Origin of the sequence: Cylindrospermopsis curvispora GIHE-G1, assembly GCF_014489415.1 — a bacterium.
Lineage (GTDB): Bacteria > Cyanobacteriota > Cyanobacteriia > Cyanobacteriales > Nostocaceae > Raphidiopsis > Raphidiopsis curvispora_A.
The window spans coordinates 2933172-2952011 of the sequence record NZ_CP060822.1; the positions used below are offsets into that span (position 1 = coordinate 2933172).

Below are 18840 nucleotides of genomic sequence, written 5' to 3' on the forward strand. Positions count from 1 at the left end.
GGTTCCCAGGAGGTAAATAAAGATGAAGTATTTTTTCAGGAAGGCCCACATCCTCCTCACAGTGTATTACGCCTACATGTTAGAATATCGCTCAGAACTACTGTTATGGGTTTTATCTGGTTCCTTACCCATAATAATTATGGGTGTGTGGAATAAAGCAGCACAGGGGGGAAACTTTGGTTTAAGTCCACTTGACTTTACCCGCTATTTTTTTGCAGTATTTCTATTTAGACAACTGACGGTTGTTTGGGTAATTTATGATTTTGAAAGAGAAGTGGTCGAGGGGAAACTTTCCAATCGATTATTACAACCCTTAGACCCGGTATTTCATCATCTTGCTGGTCATATTGGTGAAAGATTTGCCAGAATGCCATTTATTTTTATAATTGTGGGAATATTCTTTGCCTTTTACCCCCAAGCTTTCTGGATACCCAGTTTTACTAACTTTTTTTGGTTTACCCTAGCTGCAGTCCTATCTTTTGCATTGAGGTTCTTGATTCAGTATACTCTAGGAATGTTAGCCTTTTGGACTGAAAGAGCTACATCCCTAGAAAACTTCTGGTTCTTATTATTTCTGTTTCTATCAGGTATGATTGCACCCTTAGAGGTTTTTCCCCCAGCGGTCAAGAACTTCGCTTTATGGACACCATTTCCCTACCTAATTCATTTTCCTGCAAGCATTTTAGTTGGTCTACCCGTAGATTTACCCAGGGGATTTTTATCCATCTTAGCTTGGTTGTGCATATTTGGGGTAGCCAATCGCCTACTATGGCGCTTAGGGTTAAAGCAGTATTCAGGTATGGGAGCTTAATTAGCCTTTCTCATAGATAAACTAATACGTTTTAACTTTTCATTCACCTCCAGCACCCTCACCCTTACCAACTGTCCCACCTTAACTATGGTTTTGGGATCCTCCACAAATCTATCCGCTAATTGGGATATGTGAACCAATCCATCCTGATGAACTCCAATATCAACAAATGCACCAAAATTAGCCACATTAGTAATAATTCCTTCCAATTCCATACCCACGGTTAAGTCCCTAATTTCCTTAATTCCCTCCCGGAAGGTGGCATATTTAAATTCCGCACGAGGGTCTCTTCCTGGTTTTTCCAGTTCCCTGAGAATATCTCGCAAAGTAGGCTCTCCGATGGCATCAGTCAGGTATTTTTTGATGCCAGTTTTTTTCAGCTGTTCTGCTATTTGGGTAACTTGATTTAATGGTACCTGTAAATCCCCTGCTATCTTTTCTACCAGGGGATAACTTTCCGGATGAACTGCGGTATTATCCAGGGGATTTTCCCCATTTCTAATTTTTAAAAACCCTGCTGACTGTTCAAATGCTTTCGGACCGAGTTTTGGCACTTTCAACAGTTGTTGACGATTTTTAAATGCCCCATGTTGATTACGATAGGTGATAATATTATTGGCAACTGTAGGGGTAATTCCGGAAACAAATGTCAACAGTTCTTTAGAAGCAGTATTCAAGTCTACCCCCACATAATTGACACAACTTTCAACAGTTTCATGTAGTTTTTTCTTCAGGAGTTTTTGATCCACATCATGCTGATATTGTCCCACCCCAATGGATTTGGGGTCAATTTTTACCAATTCAGCCAGGGGATCTTGCAATCTTCTCCCAATACTAATTGCACCTCTGACAGTTATATCTAAATCAGGAAATTCCTCTCTAGCTACTTCACTAGCTGAATATATGGATGCACCGGATTCATTGACTATAACCTTAATTGGTTTGGAATCACAATCTCTTAAAACCTCGGTGATAAATTCATCCGTTTCCCGAGATGCTGTGCCATTACCAATTGCTATCAGTTGAATCTGATATTTCTCTATGAGCTTTTTTACCATCTGAACCGCTTTTTGCCTCTGTTCCCCTCCCTGGTGGGGAAAAATAGCTTGATATTCTAAGAATTTACCCGTTGGATCTAAAATCGCTGTCTTACAACCCGTTCTGAACCCTGGATCTATGGCTAAGGTGGGTTTCATTCCTGCGGGTGCAGATAATAATAACTCTCTCAGATTTGCTTCAAAGGTTTTAATGGATTCAATATCAGAATAGGTTTTCTTTTCACTAATTACTTCATTAATTAATGAGGTTTTCATCAAGCGGTTAAAAGCATCCTTTAACATAGCTTGGTAGAACTGTCTGATACTTTGTGTCCGGGTGTGAATTTCCTGAGATTCCAAATAAGAAAGTAGAAAATCCTGGTCAAAATCAATGTCAAAGACTAAGAGTTTTTCCCCTTCTCCCCTACTTAAAGCTAACATATTATGGGGAGCAATATTTTTGACTTTGACCTGATAGTTACGGTACATTTCAAATTTAGTTGTTCCTTCCCCATATTCCTCTTTGATTCGGGAAATAATCACACCCGTTTCCAACACATATTCCCTGATATAGGCTCTTAGATGAGCCTTCTCAGCTATTTCTTCCGCTAAAATGTCACTAGCGCCTTTTAACGCCTCTTCATTGGTATTCACGCCTTTTTCCTGATCAACATATTTACCTGCTATGGAATCCAGGGAAATGGATGGACCATTTTTCACATTTAATGATTTAATGAATGCTGCTAAGGGTTCCAGACCTTTTTCTCGGGCAATGGTAGCACGAGTGCGACGTTTGGGTTTGTAGGGTAAGTATAAATCCTCTAATTCCGTTTTCTGTAAACAGGAGCTGATTTTCTCTTCCAGTTGGTCCGTGAGTTTACCTTGGTCTGATATGGCGCTTAAAACTGCCCGCTTTCTCTCTTCTAGTTCTGTTAGGTATGTATATCTATCGGATAAATCTCGTAGTTGTACTTCCGTCATTTCTTGGGTAAGTTCCTTACGGTAACGTGCAATAAAGGGAATGGTTGCACCTTCAGCTAAGAGATCTAAGGCGTTTTGTACCTGGTTAATTTTAAGTCCTAATTCAAGAGCGACTAATTGGGGAATATTCAACATATTTTTAGTAATCAATAATACTGAAAACGTTAAAGTCCTCACAAAATGGAAAGTTCACATAACTGGCAATTATAGCTGTAGCCATCAACATTAGGACATAAACTATAAGAGTTCCCATAGCGTCTACCCCATTTCAATGACTAAACCATATAGTTGCGAAGCATTCCCAACCTGGAGACTGTCTGTGGGGGAGAAAGGGAATCAATTCCCTTACCCGACAGCCCAAGTCGGTTTTCAACTGACTGGTTTTGTAGGTTAGGTTGAGGGACGAAACCCAACATGTGTTTTACTAATTACGGTACAATGTCAATCTCTTTTAAATGAAAAGGGCGATTGCGAAGCACTCCCTGTGAGAGATCGCAATAAAGAATATTACAAACTCATATTACATATCAAATGATAGTTGTCTTTATGTAAAACTATTATGGTGAGATAATTTCAAGCATTCCCTTAGAATTAATGTTGATATTATTAACTGAGTATAAATCAAGAATAAAAGTTATATTAATGACATTAAATCAGTAATTAACGAATAATGTGGGAAGGTCAGCAAAAACGCTGGAATGCCTATTATTTCCTCGGGAACCTCACAGCTTTGTGGTGTAAAGGTTTCAGCCATTATTTTCAGTCTGGTAGAGGTGAAAAGGAGAGAAATTTTGCTGACCTTCGCAAAGTGGGTCTAGACACCAGTCAGGGTAAGGGCTTAAAATGGAGGGAACCCCGCTTACCTCAAAGTAAGTGGAATCAGTGGAAACTGCACAAATGAACCGTTTAGGTTTAAAGTAATGAAAACCCGGGCGTTGCATATTTGCGGGATGAACCGGTGTTTGAAACTATTGAAAAATCGTTGAAAACTTGGTTAAATCATCCCATAATTCAGCAACGCCAAAACCTGCTTACCTTGAGAGAAGCACTCTTTTACTTATCCTTTAACTTATTACTAGGCGCACTTTCTTTTGGGAAGTGATCTTAAATTGGCGATCGCAAACAAAAATAAACTAACTTGTGATATTTACATAAAAAATAGTAGATCAATCTTGCTGTCTACACTTGAATAGTTTAGAGATGTGTGTTTTCATTTAAGACAGATTGACATTGTACCGTAATTACTAAAACACCTGTTGGGTTTCGTATTAAACTCAACCTAGGAAAATCTATTGCTATGTCCCGTGGGTGATTGTTGATAACGCTACCTTTTATCGTAGTGGTGCGATTGCTCAATACTTATTATGATTTGTAAATCACAGTCAAAAAGCGCTTTTGGTGAGGGTATGTGCTGCGCACCAATTTTTTTCGATGGTGGGGGTTGACTATTGACCCTTGGACGTGATACCCTAATAATGGAAATATTTGCACTTTTTTTGCAAATGCTCACACTCCATTATATTCAACCTTCATAGTACCACATTTTTATCCCTTCGACCATAAAAAAACTTATCTCATCCCCCCATAAATATAATTTTTTCTTATTATTTATCTCTATACATACATGAATGTAGATGGATAAATTTTATCCCGCAATCCCTTTGGTTTGTTGGGTTTCGTATTAAACTCAACCTAGGAAAATCTATTGCTATGTCCCGTAGGTGATTGTTGATAACGCTACCTTTTATCGTAGTGGTGCGATTGCTCAATACTTATTATAATTTGTAAATCACAGTCAAAAAGCGCTTTTGGTGAGGGTATGTGCTGCGCACCAATTTTTTTCGATGGTGGGGGTTGACTATTGACCCTTGGACGTGATACCCTAATAATGGAAATATTTGCACTTTTTTTGCAAATGCTCACACTCCATTATATTTAACCTTCATAGTACCACATTTTTATCCCTTCGACCATAAAAAAACTTATCTCATCCCCTCATAAATATAATTTTTTCTTATTATTTATCTCTATACATACATGAATGTAGATGGATAAATTTTATCCCGCAATCCCTTTGGTTTGTTGGGTTTCGTATTAAACTCAACCTAGGAAAATCTATTGCTATGTCCCGTAGGTGATTGTTGATAACGCTACCTTTTATCGTAGTGGTGCGATTGCTCAATACTTATTATAATTTGTAAATCACAGTCAAAAAGCGCTTTTGGTGAGGGTATGTGCTGCGCACCAATTTTTTTCGATGGTGGGGGTTGACTATTGACCCTTGGACGTGATACCCTAATAATGGAAATATTTGCACTTTTTTTGCAAATGCTCACACTCCATTATATTTAACCTTCATAGTACCACATTTTTATCCCTTCGACCATAAAAAAACTTATCTCATCCCCTCATAAATATAATTTTTTCTTATTATTTATCTCTATACATACATGAATGTAGATGGATAAATTTTATCCCGCAATCCCTTTGGTTTGTTGGGTTTCGTATTAAACTCAACCTAGGAAAATCTATTGCTACGTCCCGTGGGTGATTGTTGATAACGCTACCTTTTATCGTAGTGGTGCGATTGCTCAATACTTATTATAATTTGTAAATCACAGTCAAAAAGCGCTTTTGGTGAGGGTATGTGCTGCGCACCAATTTTTTTCGATGGTGGGGGTTGACTATTGACCCTTGGACGTGATACCCTAATAATGGAAATATTTGCACTTTTTTTGCAAATGCTCACACTCCATTATATTTAACCTTCATAGTACCACATTTTTATCCCTTCGACCATAAAAAAACTTATCTCATCCCCCCATAAATATAATTTTTTCTTATTATTTATCTCTATACATACATGAATGTAGATGGATAAATTTTATCCCGCAATCCCGTTGGTTTGTTGGGTTTCGTATTAAACTCAACCTAGGAAAATCTATTGCTACGTCCCGTAGGTGATTGTTGATAACGCTACCTTTTATCGTAGTGGTGCGATTGCTCAATACTTATTATAATTTGTCAATCACAGTCAAAAAGCGCTTTTGGTGAGGGTATGTGCTGCGCACCAATTTTTTTCGATGGTGGGGGTTGACTATTGACCCTTGGACGTGATACCCTCATAATGGAAATATTTGCACTTTTTTTGCAAATGCTCACACTCCATTATACTCAACCTTCATAGTACCACATTTTTATCCCTTCGACCATAAAAAAACTTATCTCATCCCCCCATAAATATAATTTTTTCTTATTATTTATCTCTATACATACATGAATGTAGATGGATAAATTTTATCCCGCAATCCCGTTGGTTTGTTGGGTTTCGTATTAAACTCAACCTAGGAAAATCTATTGCTACGTCCCGTGGGTGATTGTTGATAACGCTACCTTTTATCGTAGTGGTGCGATTGCTCAATACTTATTATAATTTGTCAATCACAGTCAAAAAGCGCTTTTGGTGAGGTATGTGCTGCGCACCAATTTTTTTCGATGGTGGGGGTTGACTATTGACCCTTGGACGTGATACCCTAATAATGGAAATATTTGCACTTTTTTTGCAAATGCTCACACTCCATTATATTTAACCTTCATAGTACCACATTTTTATCCCTTCGACCATAAAAAAACTTATCTCATCCCCCCATAAATATAATTTTTTCTTATTATTTATCTCTATACATACATGAATGTAGATGGATAAATTTTATCCCGCAATCCCGTTGGTTTGTTGGGTTTCGTATTAAACTCAACCTAGGAAAATCTATTGCTATGTCCCGTGGGTGATTGCTGATAACGCTACCTTTCATCGTAGTGGTTCGATTGCTCAATATTTATTGAGATTTGTAAATCACAGTCAAAAAGCGCTTTTGGTGAGGGTATGTGCTGCGCACCAATTTTTTTCGATGGTGGGGGTTGACTATTGACCCTTGGACATGATACCCTGATAATGGAAATATTTGCACTTTTTTTGCAAATGCTCGCACTCCATTATACTCAACCTTCATAGTACCACATTTTTATCCCTTCGACCATAAAAAAACTTATCTCATCCCCCCATAAATATAATTTTTTCTTATTATTTATCTCTATATATACATACATGAATGTAGATGGATAAATTTTATCCCGCAATCCCCTTGGTTTGTTGAGTTTCGTATTAAACTCAACCTAGGAAAATCTATTGCTACGTCCCGTGGGTGATTGCTGATAACGCTACCTTTCATCGTAGTGGTCCGATTGCTCAATTAGGCGTTTTGTACCTGGTTGACTTTCAGTCCTAATTCAAGAGGGATTAATTGGGCAATATTCAACATATTTTTAGTGATTAATAATACTAAAAATGGTAGAGTCCTGACAGAATGGAAAGTTCACATAATTGGCAAATCATTCAAATGTCAACTAATTAACATATTTAGATCCCCCAGCTATTGTAAAGGAAAGTTAATCAATTATATAATTTCTTCTTATTTCCAGTGCGGGTTGAGTTTTTCAACCTCGTGTTTTAGTTCAGGATGTGATTAAAATGCCCTTGTTTTTTCTAGTTCCAGTACTTACCGCTTGTATAACTGGTTATTTTTTCAATAAAAAAAATCTGGAGATTGCTTATATTGCTGGTATATTAACAGCTGTTACCCTGGTGGTGAGCCTGTTTTTAGCATCCTGGCAACTTCAGTTAGTGTTATTGGCAGTGATAATTTTCTTTTCTAACCAACTGTTGGCTAAAATTAACACCAATGACCGTTGATTCTGTGACCTCTAAATTTCCCCTCTGACTAGTATGACCGTACTATTAACACCCGAGGCAATAGTTTCAGGAATATTACCGTGGATTGCCTGTTGTAATAGTCCCTCCCGGGAAGCACCTAAAACCACCACATCGAAACCTTCTGTGTTAACTAGTTCAATCACTGCTTGACTAACCGACTCACCTTGTAAAGACGCAGCAATTACTTGACCATGAATGTTTCGGTTACGAATTAGTTGGCGAGTAGACTCCTCTAAAACGTGCATATCCGGTTCCTTTTCCCAGGGTTTGACCACCTGGGTAAGGCGAATTTCTGGATTTTCTACTAAGCTTACTAAAGCTGGTAATAATTTAATAGCTACGGGTGCATTTGGTCCTCCAGCCATGGGTACTAACCATCGATGAAAATTAGCAAGGTATGATTTACTATGTAAGCTACTTAATTTGACCAAAACGACATCACAGGTGGCTTGACGAATAATCGTATCTACCACAGTACCAAAAATTCTTCCTGGTGTGGAGGTGTTTCCTTTCCAACCCATAAAAATTAAATCTATATGTCGTTCCTTAATGGTTTCTAGAATGGCCTGGGCCACATCATGAGCAACCCGTATTTGGGTGTGGATGGGAATTTGCCATGTTTTGGCTAAGGATTCGGCGTGTCTAAGTATCCTTCTGCTTTTTGTCGTTTTGACCTTGGTTTCAGAAGGAGAACTATGACGAGACACTAAAATAATCTGTAAGCATTCTAATTCATAATGGCGTTCTTGAGCAATCCTGGCAGCCATTTCTAATAGAGTTTCCGCTGTGTCTGGATTAGATAGGGTAACTAATAGTCTACCTCTTCCAGTGCTAGGCGATCGCGTTTGATATACCAGATATGATGGTTCTGGCTGAGGTCCAGAGGAGATATTTTTACAGTTAATGCTATCTGCTTCTGCTCTAATAATATCGCCACGAGTAATAATACCAAGAATTTTTTGTTTTTCTACCACCGGTAAGCGACTAATTTGGTGACGGTCTAGTAGGTATAAAACTTCGCTTAGGCGTTGGTCTGGTTGCACGGTCACAGGTCCCGGTGTCATAATTTCCCGTAAAGTAGTATGCTGAAACGGGTAAATGTTTTTAATATCTGACTGGGTGATAATTCCCACTAATTGACCCTGATCTACCACTGGAAACCCTCGATGATGAGAACGAGAAAAAGCTTGAATAACCTCTTTTATGGACATGTGGGCATCCAAGGTTTCTACTCGTTTTTGCATTACATCTTCAGCTTTTAATTTAGTTAAAACACCTTCAATGGGACTGTTTTTTTCAATGGTAATCCCATTCAGTTTCAGTAATTCATCATAGAGTGAACCTGGTACAAAGTAATCTGCAACCAAATAAGCTGTTACAGCAACAATCATTAAAGGTAATACTAAATTAAAGTCCGTAGTTAGTTCAAAAACAATGACAATAGCAGTAATAGGAACTTTAGATACTGCACTAAAGAACCCACCCATTCCTGCTAAAGCATAGGTATTAAGGGAACCAAAACCCAAAAATTGCACCTCAAAAACGCCGATAATATGACCCAAACAAGAACCCAAAATCAAGCTGGGGGCAAATAATCCCCCTGGTGCACCCGAAGCAAAGCCAATTAGGGTGAGAATAAATTGACTAATAAAGGTAATAGTAGCTAATGACAGATTAGGCTCACTGGCAATCATGTATGCTCGCAAACCAGCATTATCTCTATAGTATTCTGGTAGCAAAGCCACAATCAAACCAGAAATTAGACCTGCTAGAGCTACTCGTAAAGGTAAGGTAATATGCAGTCTTTGATAAATTTTCAGACTCAGTCTTAGCCCATGACGAAACACAGCACTGAATAGGCCAATAATTACCCCTAAAAGCAGGAAAACGGGGATTTCTGGGAGATAAAACTGAGCAGAATAGTTAATCAGTTCTCGATTCAGTTGTAAAGTACCACCACCTAGCAATCTAGAAATTACCCCCCCAATAAAACAGGCAATAATAGCAGTTCCCAGAGTTAATTCCGACAGGTCTTTCAGTAGTTCCTCAATAATAAATAATACTCCAGTAATGGGAGCATTAAAAGCAGCAGATAACCCCGCACCCGCACCTGCAGCAATCATTTGGCGACGATGTTCAGGAGATGTGGGAACTAGACGGCTCATCCCCGCAGCTAAACCCGCACCAACCTGTATAGTCGGTCCCTGTCTCCCCAAGATTAAACCTGATCCCAAGGCAAAAATAGTACTGATTAACTTTATCCCCGCCACTTGCCAAGATAACCTGATGGGAACATTACCTAAACTGGCTTTCACTTGGGGTATACCACTACCAGCAGCTTCCGGAGCAAATCGTTGGATTAACCAACCAGCAAAAAACCCGAACCCCATGCCAATCAACGGTAATGCTACCCAAGCTGGTAAAATATGGGTGCTGTGAATACGCCATGTTCCTAACCATCCCGAACCCTGTTTGAGTAAAACAGCTGATAAAGCAGCTACAATACCAATAATAGAAGCCTCCGCGATCGCCAAACCCTTTCTGGGTCGCCAGATTTGACGAAACTGTTGAGCGAGTTGATCAACAATCAACATATAGCAACGTATAGACTTTTTAATAGGTTGTATTTATTCCATTTTTACCGATAATGGAAAGGCCTTCTACTACAAGAGAAGGAGTATAACAAGAACCATTCCAATCAGCATCACTACCGATCTTAACTACCTGCTTGAGTGCGGTATAAACATTACCAGCAACCATAGTATCCTTAACTCGACCTATAACTTCTCCTTTTTCCACTACATATCCCAAATCAACATTAATAGCAAAATCTCCAGAAATTCCCCCGCTCCCACCCAGCATTTGATCCACAATTAAACCCGTATCCATAGATTTAATTAACTCCAGCAGGGATTCTCCACCGGGTTGGATGAGAAAATTAAACATACCAGGAGCGGGGTAGCTACCTAGACCTGGACGAAAGCCATTACCCGTAGTTCCCATACTTAGGAGACCACCAGTAGTGCGATCGCTGTAGAAGTTGCGTAAAACCCCCTGATCAACAAATATCAAAGATCGGGTAGGGGTGCCTTCATCATCAAAAGGACAGCTATAGGGACCTGCTTGAGGATCCTGATATATAGTAAGATTAGGTGTCATAATTGACTGGCCCAATCTATCAGACCAGGGAGAAGCTCCTTCCCACACTTGTTTAGCATTTAGGGCAGCCTGTACAGTTCCCCAAAGCATATCAGCAGCTTTAGAGGTAAACAAAATAGGCGATCGCCGGGTGGGGGTGGGAACATTTTGTTCAGCCCAGGTTAATCGCTGAAGGATTTGATGTGCCACTTTTAGGGGGTCAAGTTGACCGCGTTGAGTTTGTCCATCAGCAACGCTTAAAAAATCATCACCTCTAACCCATTCGGCGGACATATAGCAACTGAGAGTAGTGTCACTGTAATCACAGTTTAGACCCTGACTATTAATTAACCTAATACTTTCCACATCGCATTCCCAGTCACCATTACAGACAACATCGGGATAGATATCACGTACCTGAGCGATCGCAGTTTTGCCCCAATTTATCAGTTGTTCTACGGATACGGAAATACCTATATCAAGGTAAGATTGGGGAGAATGGGTTCCCAGTTCTACTGATTCTGGTTCATTTAGTTGACTCAGGGCCAGGGCCCGTTCTACCATCCCTGGGGGGTCTAAAGGACCGTAGGCCACAGTAAGTCCTGGACGCCCATTTTTCCACAGTCGGAGTGCAGCACCTTCGGATTGACTAGTTTCTAATTGTTTAAGACGATTAGCCTCAAAAAACACGGGACGAGAAAGTGAACGGGACTGATATACTTCTGCGGCCTCGGCCCCGGATTTTAAGGCTAGTTCCAGCAGCTGTTCAGCTTGTGTATCGTGGGAAAAGTTTGCAGGACCCATGTTCCTTAATTCATGATATGTGTTGACTTCTCCCCGCCCTAAAGAGACGGGGATTCATTAGAACCGTTTTTGTGCGGAGGTTCGTTATGCCGAAAGTTCCACAAGCGTACTCTAATTGGCGCAGTCAAAGTCGCCTTACTGACTCCATCTAGAGCTAGTCCAAATATTGTCCATACTTTTGTGTTGCACCTACAAACAGCTTATCAAACCGGGGGAAAAAATTAGCAATTTCTTCCCCAAAAAGCAGGATCTCACAGTTGAAATAGTTTTTAAAAAATCCTAAACACATCCTTGTTTGGAAATAAAGATATAGAAGAGAATAAAGTTTATGGCACTAGATATAGAAACACAACCAATACAAGAGAGATTTCAGCACCTGCTAAAAGTTATTTCTGGCGATCGCTTTCTGAAAAAGCAGGGTTTAGGAAACGAAGTGCCATTTTTTATCTGTCCCTATAGACCAGAAGAGTCAGTAGAAATGGAACACATTCAGCAACAACTTACCAAGAGCCTCAATCAAGCTGGGCTTGGCGTGCTGGAAATTAACTTGTATAATCTTTCCATTGAGCTTTTACAAAAGCGAGGTGTGTGGGAGCAAATTCTTGACATTGAGCCTTCAGTTTCTAAAGAGCAACTCAGGGAGCTACTGCAAGGGGTTCTTGATCCCGAAAAGCATCTTGTACCAGCTATTGCGGAAAAAATGGCCCAGAGGGAATTCGCTGTTATGTTTATTTCCGGGGTGGGTGAGGTATTTCCTTACATTCGCTCCCATAATGTTCTCAACAACCTCCAAAGCACTGCCAAGGAGCACCCCACGGTAATGTTCTTCCCAGGGGCCTACACCCATTCCTTAGAAACCGGTCCATCCCTGGATCTCTTTGGGCGATTGCGGGATGACAAATACTACCGAGCATTTAATATCTTTCATTACGAACCATAGGACCACACCATGACCTTAAAGACTATTTTTCAGAAGCCAATTGACCGCCCCATTGAAGGAGTCATCAAAGCAGATGACGAAGCAAGCCTACGGATTGAAATTGAAGAATATGTACTCACTAACGAGATAGAGAAGCGACTGGAGGAATTTCTTCATGCTTACAACAATTACCAGGGTGCCAATGGGGTGTGGGTGTCAGGTTTCTTTGGTTCTGGTAAATCTCACCTGCTCAAGATGTTAGCACTGCTACTGGAAAATAGATCTGTGGATGGGATACCGGTACTACATTCCTTCCTACCCAAGTGCGGTGAAAATGAAATGCTCCGGGGTGACCTCAAAAAGGCTGTCTCCATCCCATCAAAAAGTATTCTCTTTAACATTGACCAAAAGGCTGATGTAATTAGCAAGACTGAAATAGATGCCCTCCTAGCTGTCTTTGTCAAAGTATTTGACGAGATGTGCGGCTATTATGGTAAACATGGCTACATTGCCCAATTTGAGCGGGACTTAGATAGCCGTGGTCAATATGAAAGCTTTAAATCAGCATACAAAGAAGTGGCCCATCGACCCTGGGAAGAAGGTCGGGAGCAGGCCCTGTTAGAGTCCAAAAACATTGCCATCGCCTATGGCCAAACCGTAGGTGGCGATGCGATCGCAGGTCAAGGAATTCTCGACAAGTATCGCAGTCAATACAAGGTTTCTATTGAGGACTTTGCTAAAGCGGTTTTTGACTATGTGGAGCAACAAGGGAAAAACTTCCGCTTAAACTTCTTCGTAGATGAGGTAGGGCAATACATCGCCGACAATGTAAAATTAATGACCAACCTGCAAACCGTTGCAGAAAGCCTGGCTACCAAGTGTAGGGGACGCGCTTGGGTTATGGTTACCGCCCAAGAAGATATGGACTCAGTATTAGGAGAAGATAGTCGTCAACAAACCAACGATTTTTCCAAGATTCAAGCTCGGTTTGCCAACCGGATGAAACTTACCAGCCAAGATGTTGCTGAAGTCATTCAAAAGCGACTGCTCATGAAAAATGAAGTTGGCAAGAATGTGCTCTCAAAATTATATGATGACCAAGCGAATAACTTTAAGACCCTTTTTGATTTCGTTGATGGATCCCAGACCTACCGTAATTTTCAGGATCGGGATCACTTTATCCAGAGCTATCCTTTTATACCTTACCAGTTTCCCCTTTTCCAAGCTGCCATTCAAAATCTATCAGCTCACAATGCGTTTGAAGGCAAGCACAGCTCTGTTGGAGAGCGTTCCATGTTAGGTGTTTTTCAGCAAGTTGCTATACAGATTAGTGAATATGAGGAAGGTCAACTTGCCACCTTCGACCTCATGTTTGAAGGTATCCGTTCAGCACTAAAATCCAGCATCCAGCAAGCCATTTTACAGGCGGAGCGACACCTGCGTAACACTTTTGCTATCCAGCTGTTAAAAGCCCTGTTCCTGGTCAAATATGTAAGAGAATTTAAGGCAACACAGCGCAACCTCTGTGTGTTGATGTTTGATCGGTTCAATTGCCATATCACGGACTTGCGTAAGAGAGTAGAGGAAGGACTAAACCTATTAGAGCAAGAAACCTACATCCAGCGCCACGGGGAACTCTACGAGTATCTAACGGATGAAGAAAAAGACGTGGAACAGGAGATTAAGAATACGGAGGTAGACAAAAGAGCTGTTGCTGAAGAGTTAGAAAAGCTAGTCTTCGATCACACCCTCAAGCTGAAAAAGATTCGCTCCAACTCACAGGATTATCCCTTTTGTAAAAAGATAGATGATCGTCTCTATAGTCGGGAATGTGAATTGACAATACACATCATCTCCCCGTTCAATGAAAATGCTGAGAATGAAGATAACCTGCGCGCCCAGTCCATGGGACGTGATGAACTGGTAGTGATTATACCACCAGAGGAAAGACTCATGCGCGACCTTATCATGTACAAACAGACAGATAAATATATCAGCCAGAATGTGTCCATTACCCAAAAGGATTCAGTTAAAAGCATACTCACCGATAAGAATTCCCAGAATAGGCAACGCTACACAGATCTCCAGCAACGGGTACACACATTATTGAGTAAATCAAAACTCATCCTTAATGGCAGCTATATTGAAGTAGGGGGAGATGACCCCCAGAATCGCATCCTCAAGGGATTTGAGGATCTGATCCTCAAAACCTATCCCAATTTACAAATGCTGCGCGGTATGGTTTATACGGAAAAAGATCTGTCCGAGGCACTAAACAAACCTGAACAGCTTCGTGAAGACACCGAACCAGAGCAGGAGGTGCTTGCTTCCATTCAGCACAATAAAGATCTTGGAGTAAGGACAACCCTAAAAACGCTAATAGACAAATTTGAACGTAAACCTTATGGCTGGCATCATGCAGCCCTATTGCACAATGTAGCGAGTCTTTGTGCCCGAGGTAAGCTGGAAGTACGCTGGGACAGCAATCTATTGGATGGTAATGAGCTACTCAAAGCACTAACCAACACCCGTGACCACATGAACATCATTCTTGAACCGCAAATAGATTTCACTGCTTCCCAGGTACGGGCATTAAAGAAACTATATACTGACTTTTTTAACGAACCAGCTCCCAGCGGAGATGCCAAACTACTGGGACAAAAAACCGCAACCGCCATTTCCGACTTAATTGATAGGCTTGAAGCCCTTTCTACTTCACACTATCCCTTTAAAGAAAAACTTAGTAGTGCGATCGCCAGACTGAGAACCATAAATGGCAAACCTTATGCCTGGTATCTTACAGACCTTATCAAACAAGAAGATGAACTGCTTGACCTGAAAGAACAAACCATTGATCCGATTTGTACATTTATGAACGGTTTACAGCGAAAGATATTCGATTGTGCCCAGGCGTTTGTTAAAGAGCAGGAAGCGAACTTCTGGAGAGTGAATGCTCCTCAAGAGAAAAAGGTGCAGGAAATACTCGCCGATCCCGACTGTTTCCGAGGCGATCGCATGCAGCAGTTAAAGGAATTGGTGACTAAACTGAGGGAAGAGATTACTACTCGGTTAAATAGAGAAATTGAGGATGCTGTAGCTATAATAGAATCACTACGAAGCAAACTGTTTGCTACGGCTGAGTTTCATGTCCTTAGCTCTGGTCAGCAAACTGAGATTGCTAGCTCATTTGATGAATATATAAAGGTTATCAAGAACCAGAAGCTCATCGCTGTAATCCGTGACAGAAAGAGCTACTTTGAGCAAGAGGAATACGAAAGGTTACGGCAAATAGTTTTTTGTACCCAGCCTGGTGTGGTAGCAGAGAAGGCGAATCAATACCATACTAATCAAGAAAAAAGATTAGTGGGGAATTGGCAAGAGACACAAAGTCTGTATGTAAGTCATCGTTCCATCCAGTTTAGTTTCGACAAAGAGTGGCTGGCAGATGAAACGGATGTAGAGCAGTATGTAGCTGTTATGCGGGAGGCATTATTGGCAGAAGTTCGCAGTGGGAGAAGAGTACAACTATGATAAAATACAAGTTAGTAAACACACATATTAAGAGGCTTTGACCATGACCCCAGCATCTAATAGAAAAACTGATATCATTCGTACAGAGCGAGGATTAACGATCGCAGGTACTCGCATTACCCTGTACGATGTGATGGATTACGTAACGGAAAACTATCCACCAAAGTTTATCCGTGCTATGCTCGATCTTACCCATGGACAGGTAAATGCTGCACTATCTTATATTGAAACATACCGTGAAGAAGTTGATGCAGAGTATCAGCTTGTCCTGAAGGAAGGCGAAGAACTGAGACAGTATTACGAAGAACAAAATCGTGAGCGAGTTGCCCGTATTGCGGCTAAGCCCCCAAAACCAGGTACAGAAGCCATTCGGGCAAAACTCCAAGCAGAAAAAGCCAAGTTTGCATCACGAGTATGAATTTTTTAGTTGATCATAACCTACGAGGGCATTCTGTTTTCCTCGCTGGGAGCTTTACTGCGAGTGGTTGGCTTGACTTGATATCGATTCGTTTTATTCTCTTTGAAGAAGTCGGTTTAGCTGTCACGAGCGATGATCGCGTTGTTTGGCGGTATGCTCAAGCCAATCAGATGATCCTGATCACCGGTAACCGAAGCATGAAAGGCAAAGATTCCCTGGAGCAAGTGATGTGGGAGGAAAATACCCCCACATCATTACCCGTCGTTACAATCGGTAATATTGATCGACTACTTTCCGAGCCAGATTATCGCAATCGCTGCGTTAATCGTTTGGTTGATATTGTAGTTGATATTGAAGAGTATCAAGGCGCAAGACGCATTTTCATCCCGTAATGCGCCGAATGCTAGAGCAATCCATTATAACGCTATAAGACAAGCACAACTAATGTTCAAGGGAATCTTGATTCTCTACATATTTTTTAAGTTGGTCTGACACCTCCACAACTAGCTACAAAATAAGCCCCGGTCCATAATACTAGTCTTTCCAATAAATCTTTCCTAGCATTTCATAATCTTTTTTGGGCTGAGGTATTGACAAGAAGTACCAATTCTCCATTTAATTACTTATAGACAACAGTAAAAGGGACTATACACAGTTTCATAGCCTACACAATAAGGCTGAATCTGGAACCATCGAACTAGATAGTGTAGACAAATACATAAGTGTATTCCAAGTGGTACATCACATGCCTAAATCAAAGCACTGAGTCGAGAAAAAACTAAGAGATATGGGTACAAAATAACATAAATATGATAACACATTTAGAACTGAAAAACTTCATGGCCTTCACCGAAGTGAAAATTGATTTTTCTCCTAAGATCAACGTGATCATCGGGAAAAATGGCACAGGAAAAACCCATCTGCTCAAAGCTGCTTATTTCCTCAGTGGTGTGGCTCCCCTATTCAAAAACAATTCCCATATTAGTGACAAAGAACTTGTTAAGGAACTTGCTTCCGCCCTTACTCCTGAGCTTTTACGCCTATTTTTGCCTTTAGATGCTAAGTTAAACAAAATGCGTCACCACGGTGGAGGTGCAAAAGCCACATTAGAAGCCCACTTTGCCCATGATCAACAGATAGCTGTTAGCTTTAGCACCAGATCTAAATCCTTGGAAATCAAGATCAAGGATAGAAATAGCTGGGAACAATACCAATCCAAACCAGTTTTCTTTCCCACCAAAGAAGTCCTCTCCTTTATGGAAGGATTTAACAGTTTGTACCAGATGTACCAAGTCTCCTTTGACCAGACCTATCAAGATATTTGCCTGTTGTTAGACCTTCCCCAAATTCGTCCAGAAAACCTGCACGAAAAATCCAAATGGGCCATGGAAGAGCTGAAAGCCATCTGCGGTGGTCGATTCATTTTTTATGGAGGAGGCAAAGTCACCTTCAGAACCGAGGATTCTGAATACTCCGCTAACTCTATAGCTGAGGGTATTTGCAAAGTTGGAATGCTTTACCGTCTGTTAGAAACGGGAGCGCTTCAACCCGGTGTTAGTGGTTTGCTGTTGTGGGATGAGCCCGAATCAAACATGAATCCTAAACTAATGAAAAGTCTCGTTACCATTTTGCTAGAGCTATCACGCAATGGACAGCAAATTATTCTGGCAACCCATGATTACGTCCTACTTAAGTGGTTTGACTTACTTATGGACAAGAGTAAAGGGGATCATATTCTGTTTCATACTCTTTACCGTGACGATGAATCTGGAACCATCAAACTAGATAGTGTAGATAACTACATAGGCATGTCACCAAATGCCATTGCCGACACCTTTAGCGACCTTATCAAACAACAGGCAAACCTAAAAATGGGGGATTTAGGCAAATGAAAGTGAGAGAGGGAGATTTGGAAATTGACTTTACTGATGCAATAGAGGCACTAATTTTTGATCAAATGAAGGATAAAACACTCCCAGACTATCATGGTGTAGCCGAAATGTACCGTGTTGATTTCGTGGTTGAGTTTGAAACGCGCATCGTGTTTGTCGAGATTAAAGATCCTGGCAACCCAAAAGCACAGGTAAAGGGGTTGGAAAAGTTTTGGGAAGAATTGAAAAATGGGAGTCTCAGCAGGACTTTTGCAAACAAATTTGTTGATTCATTCTTGTATCGCTGGGCGGAAGAAAAGATTCACAAACCAGTGGACTACCTCAATATTATAACATTGGATGATGCAGTATTACTGGATAATTTTTCAGATGAAATAAGAAAGGTGATCCCTCCTATGGGTAAGACTGTGCCGCGATGGAGACGACAATTAGTAGAAAATTGTCAAGTGTTCAATTTGGAGACATGGAACGAAACTTTCCCCGGGTGGCCCGTCACACGCCTAAATCAAAGCACTGAAAGGAGAGAAAATTAACATAT

At 40.7% G+C, this 18840-nt stretch carries 12 protein-coding genes and 1 pseudogene; 9 read left to right on the forward strand and 4 right to left on the reverse strand.

The window, feature by feature from the left end; translation table 11 throughout:
* Positions 1-22: 22 nt before the first annotated feature.
* Positions 23-811, forward strand: a complete 789-nt coding sequence (locus IAR63_RS13080) for an ABC transporter permease (RefSeq protein WP_187705574.1) — start codon at positions 23-25, stop codon at positions 809-811.
* Here the strand turns inward: IAR63_RS13080 and IAR63_RS13085 are convergent.
* Positions 808-2964, reverse strand: coding sequence for a Tex family protein (locus tag IAR63_RS13085; protein ID WP_187705575.1), 2157 nt, complete (start codon positions 2962-2964; stop codon positions 808-810). The genes IAR63_RS13080 and IAR63_RS13085 overlap by 4 nt on opposite strands.
* A 535-nt stretch (positions 2965-3499) precedes the next feature.
* Between IAR63_RS13085 and IAR63_RS13090 the strand changes: the two genes are divergently transcribed.
* Positions 3500-3730: a hypothetical protein gene (locus IAR63_RS13090; protein WP_231922536.1), complete on the forward strand. Its 231-nt coding sequence runs from the start codon at positions 3500-3502 to the stop codon at positions 3728-3730.
* Positions 3731-7357: 3627 nt separating this feature from the next.
* A complete protein-coding gene (locus IAR63_RS13095; RefSeq protein WP_096546047.1) occupies positions 7358-7579 on the forward strand; it encodes a hypothetical protein in 222 nt (73 codons plus the stop codon).
* A gap of 11 nt (positions 7580-7590) precedes the next feature.
* On the opposite strand, the gene IAR63_RS13100 is transcribed toward IAR63_RS13095, so the two are convergent.
* Positions 7591-10194, reverse strand: coding sequence for a chloride channel protein (locus tag IAR63_RS13100; protein WP_187705576.1), 2604 nt, complete (start codon positions 10192-10194; stop codon positions 7591-7593).
* Positions 10195-10213: 19 nt separating this feature from the next.
* Complete coding sequence (locus tag IAR63_RS13105; protein ID WP_057176812.1) at positions 10214-11542, reverse strand: TldD/PmbA family protein; 1329 nt, start codon at positions 11540-11542, stop codon at positions 10214-10216.
* A gap of 328 nt (positions 11543-11870) precedes the next feature.
* Between IAR63_RS13105 and IAR63_RS13110 the strand changes: the two genes are divergently transcribed.
* From IAR63_RS13110 to IAR63_RS13125, 4 genes are read left to right on the forward strand one after another with little or no spacing between them, the layout of a single operon-like run.
* Complete coding sequence (locus IAR63_RS13110) at positions 11871-12482, forward strand: DUF1788 domain-containing protein (protein ID WP_006277879.1); 612 nt, start codon at positions 11871-11873, stop codon at positions 12480-12482.
* A gap of 9 nt (positions 12483-12491) precedes the next feature.
* A complete protein-coding gene (gene brxC / locus IAR63_RS13115; RefSeq protein ID WP_187705577.1) occupies positions 12492-15992 on the forward strand; it encodes a BREX system P-loop protein BrxC in 3501 nt (1166 codons plus the stop codon).
* Positions 15993-16035: 43 nt separating this feature from the next.
* Positions 16036-16410: a DUF433 domain-containing protein gene (locus IAR63_RS13120; protein ID WP_006277877.1), complete on the forward strand. Its 375-nt coding sequence runs from the start codon at positions 16036-16038 to the stop codon at positions 16408-16410.
* Positions 16407-16802 (forward strand): ACP S-malonyltransferase, encoded by a 396-nt coding sequence (locus IAR63_RS13125; protein ID WP_096546037.1) that lies wholly within the window; start codon positions 16407-16409, stop codon positions 16800-16802. Before IAR63_RS13120 ends, IAR63_RS13125 begins: the two co-directional genes overlap by 4 nt.
* 49 nt (positions 16803-16851) lie before the next feature.
* Here the strand turns inward: IAR63_RS13125 and IAR63_RS18800 are convergent.
* Positions 16852-16945 (reverse strand): annotated as a pseudogene (locus IAR63_RS18800) (IS200/IS605 family transposase); the annotation flags it as partial.
* Positions 16946-17219: 274 nt separating this feature from the next.
* On the opposite strand from IAR63_RS18800, the gene IAR63_RS13130 reads away from it, so the two are divergent.
* On the forward strand, positions 17220-18302 hold the full coding sequence (locus IAR63_RS13130) for an AAA family ATPase (RefSeq protein ID WP_096546035.1): 1083 nt from the start codon (positions 17220-17222) through the stop codon (positions 18300-18302).
* 17 nt (positions 18303-18319) lie between these two features.
* Positions 18320-18835 carry a hypothetical protein gene (locus tag IAR63_RS13135; protein WP_218140785.1) on the forward strand — a complete coding sequence of 172 codons (516 nt, stop codon included), beginning with the start codon at positions 18320-18322 and terminating at the stop codon, positions 18833-18835.
* Positions 18836-18840 lie beyond the last annotated feature (5 nt).